Genomic DNA, 16,890 nt, shown 5'->3' with positions numbered 1-16,890 from the left:
TTTGAACTTTCCACTTTTAACTTTAAACTTTAAACTCCAAACTCCCACCTCATTTCTCCTTAATCCTAAACAAAAGATTGTAAACACTGCCCTCTGCTTCCTTAACCGATACTACTTTTGGTCCACGGGTAGCCGTACCGCTCGATTGATCTACCAAGCCTTCCAACATGCTCAAATTGCCTTTTCTTTCTTCGCCACGGGCAGCTTTCGGTGTAGCCAAGCCTTCGAGGTTGATTTCTTTGGTAGTGACAAAAATCTTGAGCAGTTCCATACCAAATGGTTCGGCCATTACAATTACATAATTTGGAAAGGTACGGGTCTCTCCTGGTGCTATTTTTAAGTCGGCCGGATAGATTTCTTGTTCCTTATTGGGCAGAAAAGTATTGATCTTGCCATCAGGCTGCATATCGAGTATGTTTACGTAAATCGCTTTCTTACCTGGGTTTCTGATCCACAGCATCACACTGTCGCCATCGGCAAATTCATAAGCACGTTCCGCAAAACGAGCATTTAATATATTTGGATCTGGTTTTCCATTAACAATAGGCACCAACTTTACTTGTGCCATGATGGTCGAATCTTTTACCAGCAATTTTTGCAAAAACTGATACTGTGCATAGCGACTAATGGTGGTTTTCAGCTCAACTGTATCTGTAGCATTTAAGCTCGAAAACACATACCCATTGCTGGCTATTTTAACCTGATCGTGATTCTCTCCTTTTTCGATCAGCAAATCTGGTGTGCCCGCTAAACTTACCAAAGGCAGTTTTTTAAGTGAAGCTGTAATTTTATCGCTTTCTGTTTGCGTATAGCTGTTGCCCCTGCTAGGCGGAGCCATGGCTACCACAATTGGCTTTACGCTAAATACAGGTTCGGCAATAAAGGCATACAAAAGAGCAGCCTGTGTAGTTTTGGTGCTCTTATCCAATTTAACCGTAGCCTTGTAATTACCGGCTTTGCTTACTACGCCTTTGGCAAGGGGAACGGTCTTGCTCGGATCTGTTGTGCCGGCAGGATAGATATTCAACTTGGCACCAATACTCAAACCAGCAAAGGTTCCGGCTTTGACTTCTATTTCTAAAGGACTATTGATTTTCTCGACAGAGATAAAAGGTTCCTGCTTCACAAATTTGCCTCCAAACAAACCTCTTTCCAGTCCGTTGCCTTCCAATACAGGATGCTGGCCCGGCACCTTCTCGTTCATAATGGCTTGTATTTTGGCAAACAGTGTGCGATAGGTAGTTCCTGCCTGCAGATTTTCGAACACCTTGCTAATGGCATACGTTAACGAGCCCATGCCTACGTTGTCGTCGCTAGTGGTTTCGTAATTAAGTTCTGAAGCCAATGCCGCCGAAATCACTACATAAGTTGCCAAATCGTTTTCGTTGCCCCGCGAAGCTGTTCCTTCTTTAAACACCTCATCTCCCGCCTGTTTTTTGAGTTCCGGATTATAGCCATCGGGCTTAAGGGCACCTTTGCCACCCCTTACCTTTGCCGATCCACGCGTACCTGTGCCTGAATGGCAATTGTCCATAAATACCACCACATCGCCTTCCTTGCCTAATTTGGCACGTAACTGCTGGATATAGCTTCCAAATTCATCGTCTCTAAAATAATTGGCCTGCAGTTTTTCGTATTCGCTTTTGCTTACGCTTCCCCTGGCAATGGCATCTTTGTTGGTAGAGAGCTTAGCATCATAGGCAACGATGGTTTCATCATAGCCGTCTGCTTCATCGCCATTATTATCGGCCACTTGCTCGCCATGTGATGAAAAATGGATCACCACCACATCATTTGGGTCAACTGAGGCAATGAGGTTTTTCAATGCATTTTCGATGCCTTGTTTGGTGGCTACAGAATCTGCCACAATCTTGATATTTGCATCGGGGAAGCCCTGCTTGAGCAAGGTATTTTTGATATAGCCCACATCTTGTGCACTCGAAATCTTGCTCCAGCCTCCATCTTCGGGATAATCGCCAATGGCAAACACCAAGGCATGCTTTTTCTGGGCATAAGAACAGCTTGTTGCCAAAAGCAACAGACATAGGCTAAAAAATAACTTAGCTTTCATGATGAGGTTGATTATAAGACCTTTTAAAATTAGGCTTTAGCACAACCTGATGAAATACCTAGAAGTGGGTATTTTAGGCGTTAAGGGTATGGAGTTTGGCGTTTTTGCCAACATGCAAAAAGTCCCAAGTCTAAATCAAAATTGACTCTAGACTCAGGACTTCAGACTAACGACTAATAATTACCGGTAATGCCCATTTCGAGGCCACGCAGTTCGGCCAAGCCACGCAAACGGCCAATAGCCGAATAACCAGGGTTGGTTACTTTATTCAAATCATCGAGCATTTGGTGACCATGATCTGGCCTAAATGGCATTGGCTGCTCTCTTTTGGCATTTTCTATCGTAATGGCTTTCATTACTTCGTACATATTTACATCGCCACCCAAGTGATCGGCCTCATAAAAATTGCCTTCTTCATCTTTGCTTACATTGCGCAAATGCAGGAAGTACACACGTTCTTTTACGGCTTCGAAAATATCGACCAATTGGTTGTCAACTCCTGCCCCCAAAGAACCTGTACAATAGCAAATACCGTTAAAAGGCTGGTCTACGCTTCTTAAAATGTTAACCAAATCTTCTTTAGTGCTGGCAATACGTGGCAATCCTAAAATCTGGTATGGTGGATCGTCGGGGTGGATTGTCATTTTAATGCCGGTTTCCGTACAAGTAGCGGCAATGCCTTCTAAAAACCATGCTAAATTAGCCTTTAAGCCTTCTCTGCCAATGTTTTGGTATTCGTCTATACTGGCTCGCAAGGTATCGAGTTCGATTTCTTTTTCGTTCGGAATGCCCATTAATACGTTGATGCGCAATTCTGTCAATTCAAGTTCGTTCAGGCTTTCGAACCTGGCTTTGGCTTTTGTTAAAATATTGGCTGGATAATCCGCTTCGGCATTCGGGCGTTTTAAAATGAAGATGTCAAACACTGCCAAATCTGTCCAGTTGAAATACAGGGCTTTAGAACCATCGGTCATTTCAAGATCCAATTGTGTACGGGTCCAGTCCAATACCGGCATAAAATTGTAGCATACGGTTTTGATGCCGCAGGCTGCCAAATTTCTCAACGAAGTATTGTAGTTTTCTAAATATTTTTCGGCACCTGGTCTACGGGTTTTAATGGCTTCGTGAACAGGAACGCTTTCTACCACCGCCCAATGTAAGCCCGAGGCTTCGATAATGGCTTTTCTTTCTTTGATGTCTTCCAATGGCCAAATTTCGCCATGCGGAATGTGGTGTAAGGCAGTAACGATACCTGTTGCTCCGGCTTGTTTTACATCTTGTAGGCTTACAGGATCGTTAGGACCATACCAGCGCCAAGCTTGTAGTAATTTATGCTTGTTTGTATTCATGATTTAAATCTATACCCAATAATACTGAATTAAAAAATCGCTAGATAGGGATTTGCCGAAAATAGTTACGGAAACGTTAGCGTAACCTTCGGTTATTGGTTCATTGGCCGATTAGTGAATTGACGAACGTCATGCCACATATAATTTGTCTTCCGAGTGCTACGAGGAATCTATCTCGAGAAAAGACCCCGGATCAAGTCCGGGGTGACGTATTTATTTTATTTCAACTCGAAGTTGTTCTCTAATTTAATGCCGTCTGACGAACCGCCAATCATCACTTTAAAATCACCAGCTTCGGTAGTCCAGCCTAGTTTTTCTTTGTAAAAAGCCAGTTTCTCTGGGGTCAAGGTAAAAGTCAGCTGTTTGCTCTCGCCAGGGTTGAGTTTCACTTTGATGAAATCCTTCAGCTCTTTAACCGGGCGTGCCAAGGAGGCAAATTTATCCTGTATGTACAATTGAGCTACTTCTTCGCCAGCTGTTTTTCCGATATTGGTTAACGTAAAGGTTAATTTCAGGGTCTCTCCTTTTTGGATTGCCGGTTTAGACAATTTCAGATCGCTGTAAGCAAAAGTGGTATAACTCAAACCGTAACCGAAAGCAAAGCGAGGATCGTTTGGCGAATCGATATAGGCAGATTTGTAGCGGATATCTGTTGGTTTGGTAACCGGACGACCTGTGTTTAAGTGGTTATAGAAAATCGGGATTTGACCTACATTTCTCGGGAAGCTGATCGGCAGTTTACCAGAAGGATTGAAATCGCCTACCAACACATCAGCAATGGCATTTCCACCTTGATCGCCCAAGAACCAGGCATAAACCACAGCATCGGCTTTATCGGCGATACTGTTAAAAATCAAAGGTCGACCAGCCATTAACACCACTACTACTGGTTTGCCTGTAGCTTTAACGGCATTGAACAACTCTTCTTGGCGACCTGGCAAGCTGATATCCGTTCTTGATTTAGATTCACCACTCATGTCTCCAGCCTCGCCCAATACCATTACCACTACATCGGCATTTTTAGCAGCGTCAACTGCGGCATCAAAGCCTGAAGTACTGGTTTTGTCAATCGAAGTCCCTTCAGCATAGCTGAATTTAGCATTGCCTAATTTGCTTTTCAATCCTTCGTAAACACTAACAATATTAGCGGTATCGGCATAAACCGTCCAACTGCCAGCCTGATCTTTCTTGGCATTTACCAAAGGGCCGATCAAGGCAATATTTTTTAAGTTTTTCTGTAAAGGCAAAGTATTGGCTTCATTTTTCAACAAAACGATTGATTTTTGGGCAGCCACTCTCGCCACTTCCTTGTACTTCGGATCGTGCATTACTTTGCTTTCGCGCTGCTCGTCTGAGAATTTGTATGGGTTATCGAACAAGCCCAACTCAAACTTTTTGTAAAGGATTCTTCTTACGGCATCATCAACCAGCTTGATGCTTACCTTGCCGCTTTTCACCAATTTTTCCAATTCTTTTTTATAAGCTTCGCTTTCCATGTCCATATCGCTACCGGCGGTGATGGCTTTCTCGGCGGCTTCGCTGGTGTTTTTGGCAAATCCCCAAGGCAACATCTCTCTAATCGAACCCCAATCGCTCACTACAAAACCTTTATAGCCCCATTGGCCTTTTAAAATATCGCGTTGCAAATACGAATTTCCAGTTGCAGGAATGCCGTTCAAGGTATTAAACGAATTCATGAAGGTAGCCACTTTTGCATCGGCAGCTGCCTTAAATGGAGGCAAATAGATCTCATGCAACATTTGCTCGCTCATGTCAACGGGATTATAATCTCTACCGGCCATTCCGGCGCCGTAGGCTGCAAAATGTTTGGCACAGGCCATAATCGCATCCACACCGCCGAGTTTTTCGCCCTGAAAGCCTAAAACACGTGCCCTTGCAATGGCTGAGCCTAGATAGGTATCTTCTCCGGCACCTTCCATTACACGGCCCCAACGTGGATCGCGGGCAATGTCAACCATGGGCGCAAAGGTCCAATGTATACCTGATGCGGCTGCTTCCTCGGCTGCCACATGGGCCGTAGCCCTGATCGCCTCCATATCCCAAGAAGCCGATTCGGCCAAAGGAATTGGAAATACGGTTTTATAGCCATGGATCACATCCAAACTAAATAACAAAGGGATTTTCAAGCGCGATTGTAGGGCAATCGCCTGGATTTCGCGGGTATCTTTTACTCCTTTTACATTCAGCATAGAGCCTACCATGCCACTTTTGATATCGTTGAGCAGGTAGGTTTTTCGATCGCTTGATGGGCCGGTTACTTCCCTGCCCGAATATTGGTTCAACTGACCTACTTTTTCGGTCAGAGTCATTAATTTCATTAAGGAATCAACTCTTTGGTCGATTGTTTTGCGTTGCTGTGCATGGGAAAACGGCAAAAGCCCGAAAATAAACAGTAGGGAAAGGCTAGAAAATTTATTCATTTGTTTGGTGGTTAAGCAAACCTCAGTGGGTTTGTTGTTTAAAATTATGGTTAAGTTTTTATTATACTTTTTAGTAACGCAGGAGCAAAATGCTCGCTGGAAATTTAGCACTAAAAGTAGTGGTAAATCTGTTGCAATTCAAAATAAACCGCCCCATCAATACCACTACAAGTATAATTATTTTTGTCAAGGTGTTAATCCATCCCTAAAATTCCAAAATGTCTGTTTCTTGGCATAAGAGGTATCGAACAAGGTGGCAGCTGCATTTACGCCCCAAGCCGAATCCGCATCGCCAATATTCCATAGGGTAATGCCCCAGCGCTGGCTTGTTGGAACAATTTCCTGGTAAGCCTTCGCAATATTGTAATACAAGGATTTTTGCAAATTCTGACGATTGGTTAAATCGCCTGCCGGCACAGTGGTTTCGCTTGGTCCCAATAAAGAAATATCCAGCTCGGCAATGTGCACCAATAACCCAGTTTCTTTCATTTTCTGAATAGCGGCCTTGATGTTTACCAGCGAAGTATTGTACCTGACGTGCATTTGCAGGCCTACTCCATTGATAATCGGATCTCCGCCTTCTGTCATTGCTTTCAGCTGCATTACCTTGTTGTAAATTGCGTTCAATTTTGCAGTGCTGTATTCGTGTCCATAATCATTGTAAAACAGTTTCAACTTCCAATTTTGGTTCGCTCTGGCTGCCAATCGCGCATACCTGAAGGCTTTTTCAATATAGATTTCGCCCATATAGCGTTTCCAAATGCTCCCGATATCATTGCCCGATCCATCCAGGTTCAGGTTTCCCCTTAGCGTGCCGTCATCATAAAAGGCTTCGTTTACCACATCCCAAGAGGTGAGCAAGGGCAACAGCGGACTGCCCGCTTTGTAATTGTTGCTGTAAAAAGCCACCGTTTTATCAATATGCCTTTTCATAATGGCGTTTAAGGTATCGGCCCTAGCTGCAACCGGTGTATTGGTTTCTACATCCTTTACCCAATTGGGCAAGGCCCGATGCCAAACCAAGGCATGACCATGGATCCTTTTTGCGCCAAAATCTTTGGCCAGATTAGGAATCTTCTCGTTTTTTTCTTCCAGCCCGTTACCTAAAATACCGAAATCCCAAGTGTACTTAGCAGGATTTAAGCTATTCATTTTCATGTCGTTTTCTGCCGTGATACTGTTGTAATGCAGCTTTGCCAAATCTTTATAAGTTGTATTGCTAAACTTATTCGAATTAATGGCAGCTCCAACCATCACAGCAGGATTAACTTCTTGCAAAACATCGCTCACCACTAAAGCGGCATTGCCATCCATCAAAGTGTTTGGTTTTGCAAATCCAGGTTCGGTTATCGACGTCTTTTCTTTTGTACACGCACCGAGCGATATGCCCAATAGCATGGTGTAAATAGTTACTTTGTTCATTTTATATTTGGTTTAGGTGATTAAGTAACGTTGTAGCAAGCTTGCTAGCAGGGTGTTATGTTCATTGGCAGATTAATCATCGCTTGATTGTTATATTACTAGAATTATCAACTGAAAACTGAGAACTGTCAACTGAGAACTGTTCATCGGTTCATTAGCTTATTGCCAATCGGACGAAGCAATCTCACTTGAGATAGATTGCTTCGTTCCTCGCTGACGATTTACCAAAGGACCACCCCGCCCTCCAAAGGAGGGGAATTGATTATTTGGTCACTTAGGCTATGGACCAACTAACGACTGTGGACCAAGCGGCTATTTCACCCCATCCAAAATACCTTGGTAAGCTGCTTTTCTTTGGTAGTTGCGGTCGAAAGGCAAAGGCCAATCTGGTCTGTTGTACTCTGTTGGGATCCAGCTGTCGGCATCGGTTACATTCCAAATGGTAATGCCGAACTGTTGGGCTTTGGGAATGGCATAATAGGCTTTTACGATAGATTTATACTTCGCGGCTTGCTGGTCTGCCAAGCTGGCAGTGTAAGTTAGCGACTGGTTATTATCTGGATTTAGCGCAACATCCAGCTCCGAAATATGTACCTTTAAACCTGTGGCAGCAGCTGAAGTAATGGCTAAAGTAATATTTGCATCAGTCTGATTATAACGTGTGTGCATTTGCAGACCTAAACCATTAATTGGGATACCCCGGTTCTTTAAGTCGTTCACCAAATTTAATATGGCAGTGCGTTTGGCTGCGCTATATTCATGCCCGTAATCATTGTAAAACAGCTGAGCATCTGGATCGGCTTGGCGTGCATATTGAAAGGCCCTGGCAATGTAATCGGTTCCAAGTTTTTGTACCCAAATGCTATTGCGATAGGTGCCATCATCCTCAAAGGCTTCATTCACTACGTCCCATGAGGCTACCTTGCCTTTAAAATGGCCAACCACAGTTTGGATATGTGTCTTCAATAGGTTTTCCCATGCCTGGGTATCGCCCTGAAAATTGGTTACCCATGTTGGGAGCGATTTATACCAGTTGAGCGTATGTCCGTGGATCCGTTTGCCATTGGCTTGTGCCAGGGCCACAATCTCATCGGCATCAGTCCAGTTATAGGTGTTTTCTGCTGGATGTACCGTACCAAATTTCATGGCATTTTCTGCAGTGAGGCTGCTAAATTCTTTCACTACCAAAGCTTTATAGGAGGCATTGCTTCTTAAGATCCCCGCATTTACAGCTGCGCCAAAAGGAAAAGGCATATCTTTTAAAGTGCCCGTATTGGTGGGTGGTGTGGTTACTGGATCTGGCATCAGCGTGGTGTGGTCCATATTGGCACAGCCAAAAAAACTGGCTAGTGTTAATGCGATAATTAGTTTTGTTTTCATGTTTGGTCATTTATGTTGGTCCTATTTCTTCTGGTCGAAGAAATCGCTCAACTGGTACATTTGAAAATTCAGTGCTTTCATTTGATCAACTAAAGGCTGGTATAGCTGATAGTTATTGTCTACGATACCTTTATTGGCATTGGTATTGGATGGTTCCGCCCCTTTCTGCGTGGGATCGTTATCCATGTATTTAAACCAGTGCCAGCCTACGCAGTTTTTCGATTCAATTAAACCTAAAGTGAAGTTCTGGTAAAAGAAGCCTCTATCCTGTTGGGTTTTAACCACCCAACCTGCACCCGCAGTATTGCCCAAACCCGAATCATCGGCTTTAACATACCACTCGGTAATGATAAAAGGCTTACCCGACCAATCGGCCCACTCTTTCATCTGTGGCTGTTCTGGTGTCCAGGCATTATAGTAGTTCATCGAAATGGCATCTACATATTTGCCTGCGGCTTTCCAAAGTTCGGCGAGCTTACCTTGATTGCCATGAAACCTGCATCCCAAATACATATGGTTGGGGTCATATTTCTTGATGGCTTTAGCTACAATGGCGAAATACCTGTCGGCTACAACCTGCAGAAACTCCAATCGATTGGCATCGGTCAATTGGTCGGCTTTAATTCCTTTTTCATCGATCCATTTTTTGGCAGCCAAATAGCCCGGATCTTCCTGATTCTTTAATGTAAGATAGCCATCTAAGTTTTTGATTGCCAATGGCATTTCATTGTCTGAGAAATAGCCAAACAGATTGGGGTCGTTTTTATTTTCGGCCAGTTTTTTGGCGTGCTGATCACAGAACTCTTCAAAAGCAGGATCAAATACAAAAATCACATTGTTGGGATAGGCTTTATGCCCGGGAACCTGATAGGTCCCTCCTCTTTTATCGCCGTAGGCGCTCATGAAATCGAGGTTAACGGTATAGGCCAAAGGCTTCGTTTTTTGCAAGGGCGATTTGGCGATGAGCTTGGCGTTAGACCATGCTCCGGCTCCATTGAAGCCGTTTTCGTGCAATAGGCTTTGGGTTTTATCCATCCATTGGCTTTCATTGCCAAACACCTTGGCCAATGCAGCCTTATTCCTATCCGATGTACCCATGCTCACTGCATTTACGGCATTGTGGATAAAATAGTGTCCGGCAGGATCAATTGCCCACCATCGTCCATCTATTTTTTGCACATAATAGAAACCAGTAGCCTTTGCTTTTCGGTCTAATCGCCCTCCGTAGACATCGGTTTTGATAGCTTTAGTTTTAAATCCGCTCAAGCTAGACAAGGTTCTAGTAGCAAATGGTTTATAAGGTGTAAATGAAGCATTGTCTTTTGAGTTGTTGAGCACCTTTCTGGTTTCTACCTGCAGCTTGAAATCAACGCTATCCTTATCCTGCGCCAATGCCTTGACAGATACAGCCAGCAGGGCAATGATAATTACCACGTATGGCGTGAAGCGATCGGCGTTTAATGTTTGGCGTAGTACGAATAGCGTATAGCGCAGTGCGTTTGGCGTTTGGCGATTGGCGATTGGCGTTCGGCGATTGGCGTTTGGCGTAGTGCGTTTGATAGATTGTGTTGTCTTTTCCATCTTATTTGTATTTTAACTGCATTTGATCATAAAAAGACTTCAGGATGTAAAATGCCTTTTTCTTCTTTCCGGTTTCGGAGATGAGGCCTTTGCGGTTCCAGAAATTCTGATAGATGGGGTGTTGCCTTCTTGGCGACCTGAAATCGGTCAGGATCCATGGGGTCATCCCTCTTAGGCCATCAATCTTACCCAATAAAATCATCTGGTTGCGATACAAGGCTTCTTGGTATTCTTCGCTCCAGCGGGTATCTTCGTCGGCATGAAAACCAGCCAAGGCATCGCCACCAAATTCTGTAATCACCACGGGTTTGTTGTATTTGATGTTAAAGTTGTAGCGCAGGATTTCTTTCGGCGTACCGCCCCAATACCAGCCTGCATATTCGTTAAAGCTTACCAAGTCAATCTTCTCTCCTAATGGATCATTCAAAATGATGGTGTTCCCCTCACGGTGCACTTCTAAAGCGGCAGCCACTAAACGGGTATCATCCAAGGCACGAGCCGTAGTAGCCAAATTGCCCATAAACTGATAGCGAGGTTCACTTAAAGGGGTCTCGTTGCCTATAGACCAAACAATTACGCTGGCGCGGTTCTTATCTCTTAAAATTAAATCGGTGAGCTGTTGCTTGGCATTGGCATAGGTAGCTGGGTTAGTCCACGAAATGGTCCAGTACACCGGCACTTCTGCCCAAACCAACAATCCCATTTCATCGGCTAATCGGATCATTTCTTCGTTATGCGGGTAATGCGCCAAGCGTACATAATTGCAATTCAATTCTTTGGCCCATTGTAGCATCATGCGCATATCACCTTCGCCACGCAACCTGCCTGCCAACAAGGGGTTTTCATCATGCAGGGAAATGCCTCTCAAGAAAATAGATTTTCCATTCAGCAAAATATTGTTGCCATTGGCTTCAATGCGTCGGAAACCGATTTTATCGTTTATTTTCTCGGTTGCCGTGCTCAACTCTACCTGATAAAGCTTAGGGTTTTCTGGCGACCATAAGGTTAAATTCTTATAAGGAATTTTCACTTCGGCCCTGCCCTGTGCATCTGTAACGACAAGGGTATTGATCTTAAGTTCTGGAATATTAATTGTCACTTTTTGACCAGCAGTACTATCAGATAGCTGTACATAACCTGCAATCAGATTCTCTTTCGCTTTGGGCAACTGGATTTTATAATCGGCCACATAGGTTTTAGGCAATTCGGCTAAAAACACGTCGCGGGTAATGCCTCCGTAATTCCACCAATCGGTGTTGATGGTTGGGATTTCGTCTTGTTTACGGGTGTTATCCACTTTAAGCACGATTGAATTGGCACCTTCTTTCAATTTACCGGTTACCTCAAACTGAAAAGGCGTAAATCCACCTTTGTGGATGCCCAATTTCTTGCCGTTTAAGTAAACATGGGCTTCGTAGTTTACCGCAGCAAAATACACGAAATAGCGTTTGTCGCCCGCCGGCTTGACATCGAATTTTCTCCTTAGCCAAACCGAGCCTTCATAAAGTTCCAGTTTTTCCACTTGCGAGTTCCAATCGCCTGGAATGTTTAGTGCCGGCGAATGATCAAAATCGTACTCCAACAATTCTGATTTGTCTTTTGGCAAACGGTCGTCGTAAAAGCCTCCGGTACCAGAAGCCGATTGATCAAATGGTTCATGTCGGTAATCATAAAACCCATTTTCATAGGGATCCACGATGTAGTTCCATTTTCCATTGAGGCTTTGGATGCTCCTGGCCTGGATGTTCTGAATCAAATTTTGAGCATAGCTGTGGCTTGAACAAAAAAGGATCGCGATAAATAATGCCCAGTAATTTACTTTTAACATGTTTTTGATTTTAGTTGCTTATTAATATCCTTGATTTTGCCCCAAGGCAGGCGCTCTGTTTAAGTTGCTTTGCGAAATTGGATAGAGGTAGTTCTTCGCGGTAAATACCCTGTTTTCTACTGTAAAACGTTCGTAAGTGAATGTTCCATTTGTTGCGTTTCTGGTAATCCTCATGCCACTTACCGGCTTGTTAAAGAACTCTTCGCCTTTGTTCCATCTTCTCACATCGAAAAAGCGATGTCCTTCAAAACAAAGCTCTACCCTACGCTCGTTTTGGATACGCAGGCGCATGGCTTCTTTGGTGGCTGGCACATAACCATTCCCTGCCGGATTAGTGCTTTGTAGGGCAGGTAAGGCCACACCAGTGCGTTGCCTGATCAGGTTGATGTAGGTGTACACTGCCGGAACCGGTCCTTGCGCTTCGTTCAAAGCTTCGGCATAGTTGAGCAATACCTCGGCATAACGGAAAATAACCCAAGGCCTCCTTGATAAGGTGTTCGACGCTTGGTTCCAGGTAACGGCATCGTTAAAGAACTTGCGCATGTAATAACCTGTTTTTGTAGCGTTTACATTAGCACCAATTCCGTCTTTGCCACCAATATAGGTATCAACTGTTTTCGGACTTTTATACACTACGCCATTGCAAAAAATAGTAAAGGCCAAGCGGTTATCGCGATTGGTATAAGGAGCAGCAGCATTATAGCCTGAGGTTGCGTCTGTAATCGGTTTCCCAGTGCTGCGCATTTCAAAGGCATCAACCAGTTCTTGCGTTGGATTGGTTCTGCCCAAGGCTCCATCATAACTAATTGGGGCATTGTTCTGCTCAATATCGTTGCGGTTTGGGGTTTGGGTTTCGAAAATCACTTCGTTGTTATAAGGATTGCCCCCAAACAAAAAAGGGTTTCTGTAATCGGTCAGCAAGGAATGTACATTTTTATCAATCAATGCTTTGGCCGCATCTGCCGCTTTTTGCCATTTGGTTAAATCGTTGCTTGGGTTATACTGCGGACTTGCTGCATAGAGGAACAACCTTGCTTTTAAAGCCATTGCTGCAGTTTGCGTAGCCCTGCCTCTTTGCGCCGATGACCAGGTTTGCGTCCACAAAGGGAGACGTGCAATGGCCGAATCGCAATCGAGTGCAATTTGGTCTACACATTCTTGGAAGGTATTCCTCGGCAGGTTAAGGTTTTCATCGCGATCAAATACTTTTGTGGCCAATACAATACGGCCGTAACGCTCTAACAATTCGAAATGAAAATAGGCTCTCAAGAAAAAGGCCTGACCTTTTAACCGATTGATTTGGGCTTGCTGTGTTTGATCTGCAGCCGTAGGCGAAGTCAGTTCTGATGGCTGAGATGTGATGCCACTGGTTTGTACATTGGCCATAAAAAGATTAACAATCCTTAAGCCTTCGTACATGCTGCCATAAATGTCATCGATGGTTCTTACCGGACCCCAAGTACCATTGTTAAAGGTATTGATGCTCGAATTGAGGTTAGAATTAACCGCTTCGTCGCTTCCCGATGCCTGCATGGCGCCGTTGCCATCTAGGTTAAAACGATCGGGAACCGAGAAATAGGCATTGTTTAACACACCTCTTGCATAATTATCGTTTGCCCAGGTTTCTTGAGAAGTGATGGGCCCTTCGGCAAGTGAGCCATCCTGTAAAAAATCTTTACAGCCCGCGAAGATGGCGGCGCCTAAAAGAAAGACTGCTGTAATTTTTAATGTCTTCATACTTTATGTTTTTTAAAGTCGATTAAAATTTAACGTTTAGGCCCAATGAATAAGAGCGCAAATAAGGATAGGAATTGATGTAGCCCGATTCTGGAATTTCAGGATCGATCGGCAAATCGCCCAGCTTGTCGAAAGTGAGCAGGTTGAAGCCGCTTACATAAAACCTGATCGACTGTAGCTTGATCTTCTTCACGAACGAAGAATTTAAGGTATAACCAATTTCAGCGTGTTTGAGCCTCAAATAATCGCCAGATCTGATCCAATAATCAGAAACCTGGGTATTGTTGCCCCTATCGGCCAAAGCCAGTCTCGGGTATTTCGCCGTGGCAGCTGTAGCAGGCGTCCAGCGGTCTACGCTAAACTGGTTGATGTAACCCGTGTTTGACGATCCTTGATTAACCAATGAACTGATTTGGATGCTCCTGCCCTGCGTACCTTGAAACAACACCGACAAATCAAAGCCTTTGTAGTTTACCGAAGCGCCAAAGCCATAGTATGAGGTAGGCACATTGCTGTAGTCTTTTTGCACAAAGTCGAAGTTATCGATCACGTTATCGCCATTGATATCTTTGTAGCGGATATCGCCTGGCTTCACCGTACCTGAAAAGCGCTGCACTGGTGCGGCATCTATTTCGGCCTGTGTTTGAAACAAGCCTTGCGAGATCAAAAACCTTCTGTTAAAATCGGTTCCGTTAACCACGCCACTAATCGGAAAGCCAATTTCCCTCTGGTAAGCAGGCAGGCCCGGTTCTTGGTTTAAACGGATGATATTGCTTTTTACATAGGTATAATTGCCATAAACGTTCAGGTTAAAATCACCCAGTTTTTTGTTAAAGTTTAACGAGGTTTCGAAACCTTTGTACTCGGCTTCGCCATCGTTAACCTGACCGCTGGTTTGACCAATAATGGCCGGCAACAAAGAATTAGTCAGCAATTTGGTTCTGTTTTCATGAAAATAATCAGCCGAAAGGGAAATCATCTGCTTGAATAGTTTTACATCGATGCCTACATCGGCTTTTTTGGCTCGCTCCCAAGTGAGGTCTGGATTAGCCAATTCGGCTTCTGTGGTATTTACGCCGGCCGTATAGCCTGTTCCGAACAAATAACCAGTTCCGCCACGATTGTAATAGGTATTAAACATGAACCTTCTGCTGGTGCTAATCGCATCATTGCCAACTACACCGTAAGAGGCTCTCACTTTTAAATAATCTAAGAACTTGGCGCCTTTAAGGAAAGACTCGTCCGAAGCAATCCATCCGGCAGAAACCGCTGGAAAGAAACCGCTTCTCTTACCTGGCATAAAAGTTTCTGAGGCGCCCAAGGTTCCGATCAAGTCAACAAAATAGCGTTGTTTAAAGCCATAAGAAATACGGTTTGACCATTGCTCTCTCCTATCTAACAAAGCTCCCGGAGTAGCCACAACGCCTCTCATTACTCTCGATGATATACTGAAGGCATGATCGCCGAACGTACGGTCATAATCCAATCCACCCCAAAACTCGTTTCTCCTTACGTTTCCGTTAAAATCTGATGCGGCATAATCCAAGATGGCTTTTGTACCAAAACGAGCATAATTGGCCGTGGTTGGGTTGTATTCGTAAACCTCATAATTCTGGGTAAAACCCGAAGTGTATAAACTCGTTACGTCATATGAATAAAAGGCATTTAGGGACAGGCCTTCGGTAATGAAGTTCAGCTTTTGCTTTACATTTACATTGGCCAGCAAGGTTCTGGTTAGATCTGTAATGTTCCCCCTCGACTCTAGCATTGCCTTTGGATTACTCCTAAACAAAGAGGTACCGCCATAGCTGCCATCGGCATTTAGTATAGGGAATGCATTTGACGGCGTACCGAAAATTGTAGCCAAAAAGTTTCCATTGCCATCTCTTGGGTAACGGATATTTGCCGAACGTCCGCCAACATCTAGGCTTACATCCAAACTTTTGTTCACATGGATATCTAAATTGGTACGGAAATTTATACGCTGGAAATTGGTATTGGCATCGTAACTCGGATTGCTTCCACCCTTATACAAACCAGATTGGTCATAAAAACTAAACATGGTGAAATACCTTGCAAAGGCATTACCGCCGCTAACCGTACCCACATAACGTTGTACCGGAGAAGCCTCTTTCATGAAATCTTTCACTAGGTTATTGTTTGGATATAACTGTGGATTGGAGTTATCGCGATAGGCCTGTAAAACCGATGCGCTATACAAAGGCGCAATGCCACTGTTCGCCTGAGCTTCGTTATAAAGCGTAGCATAGCTGTAAGAATCCAATGGCCTGGTGATGTTTACCGGTGTTTGTAGGCCTCCTTGTGCATCGAAAGTTACTTTGGTGCTCGTAGCACTGCCTCTTTTGGTGCGCACATAAATAACGCCATTGCTGCCGCTCATGCCATACCAAGCCAAAGAAGCTGCATCTTTCAAAACGCTAATGCTTTCGATCTCGGCTAAATCCATGTCCACAAAATCGCGTTCTACGCCATCCACCAAAATTAAAGGCGATTGGCCGTTGTTATACGAGGAACGTCCACGTACCAAAAATGTAGCATCATCGGTACCGGGCCTTGTACCCGTTTGCTGGATGTACAGACCGGCTAATCGTCCCGACAGGGTATTGTTAAGCGTAGACAATGGCAACTGAGGCAATTCGCTTACGTTTACCGTACTGATGGTAGCACTTACCTGACGTTTTTTTCTTACGCCAAAAGGGATAAAAACATCGTCTTGGTTATCGGCCTCGATTAAGGCTGGTGTTAAAGTGATGGTAATTTTGTTCACCTCACTGGCAGATTTGCTCACGATGAGGTAGCCTGGCATTTGAAAAATAATCTGATCGTTGGTACTGGCTTCAAAAGAAAAGGTACCATCGGCAGCGGTGAGGTTACCACTCTTTTTTTCTTGGATGAGGATGCTCACCCCAGCTATAGGCGTGTTTTTATCGTCAACCACTTTACCAGACACGGTGATGGTCTGATTAGGGGTTTGCGCCCATATTTGCCCCATGCCGAGCGTTAAGATCAGCAGGAGGCAACTTATATATTTGAATTTTATCAAGTTCATATCGGTTAATT

Annotated in this window: 9 protein-coding genes; all 9 read right to left on the bottom strand. The window is 44.1% G+C overall.

The genetic code is table 11. The features are described from left to right. Positions 1-49: 49 nt before the first annotated feature. Positions 50-2,071 (bottom strand): caspase family protein, encoded by a 2,022-nt coding sequence (locus tag AC570H_RS05255; RefSeq protein ID WP_497352429.1) that lies wholly within the window; start codon positions 2,069-2,071, stop codon positions 50-52. 173 nt (positions 2,072-2,244) lie between these two features. Continuing rightward, positions 2,245-3,420, bottom strand: coding sequence for a mannonate dehydratase (uxuA, locus tag AC570H_RS05250; RefSeq protein ID WP_497352427.1), 1,176 nt, complete (start codon positions 3,418-3,420; stop codon positions 2,245-2,247). 218 nt (positions 3,421-3,638) lie between these two features. Beyond that, a complete protein-coding gene (gene bglX, locus AC570H_RS05245; protein ID WP_497352425.1) occupies positions 3,639-5,861 on the bottom strand; it encodes a beta-glucosidase BglX in 2,223 nt (740 codons plus the stop codon). A 186-nt stretch (positions 5,862-6,047) separates the two neighbouring features. Continuing rightward, positions 6,048-7,283: an endo-1,4-beta-xylanase gene (locus tag AC570H_RS05240; RefSeq protein WP_497352423.1), complete on the bottom strand. Its 1,236-nt coding sequence runs from the start codon at positions 7,281-7,283 to the stop codon at positions 6,048-6,050. A gap of 312 nt (positions 7,284-7,595) precedes the next feature. Continuing rightward, positions 7,596-8,663, bottom strand: a complete 1,068-nt coding sequence (locus tag AC570H_RS05235; RefSeq protein ID WP_497352421.1) for an endo-1,4-beta-xylanase — start codon at positions 8,661-8,663, stop codon at positions 7,596-7,598. Positions 8,664-8,684: 21 nt separating this feature from the next. Beyond that, positions 8,685-10,244, bottom strand: a complete 1,560-nt coding sequence (locus AC570H_RS05230; protein ID WP_497352419.1) for a hypothetical protein — start codon at positions 10,242-10,244, stop codon at positions 8,685-8,687. Position 10,245: 1 nt separating this feature from the next. After that, positions 10,246-12,000: a glycoside hydrolase family 2 protein gene (locus AC570H_RS05225; RefSeq protein ID WP_497352417.1), complete on the bottom strand. Its 1,755-nt coding sequence runs from the start codon at positions 11,998-12,000 to the stop codon at positions 10,246-10,248. 93 nt (positions 12,001-12,093) lie between these two features. Continuing rightward, positions 12,094-13,809 (bottom strand): RagB/SusD family nutrient uptake outer membrane protein, encoded by a 1,716-nt coding sequence (locus tag AC570H_RS05220; protein ID WP_497352415.1) that lies wholly within the window; start codon positions 13,807-13,809, stop codon positions 12,094-12,096. A 22-nt stretch (positions 13,810-13,831) separates the two neighbouring features. Next, entirely contained in the window at positions 13,832-16,879 is a 3,048-nt protein-coding gene (locus tag AC570H_RS05215; RefSeq protein WP_497352413.1) for a SusC/RagA family TonB-linked outer membrane protein, read from the bottom strand. Positions 16,880-16,890: the final 11 nt, after the last annotated feature.

It is taken from the genome of Pedobacter sp. B4419 (assembly GCF_059693725.1).
Note: the sequence above shows the minus strand (reverse complement) of the source record. Positions and strands in the feature narration are given on the sequence as shown.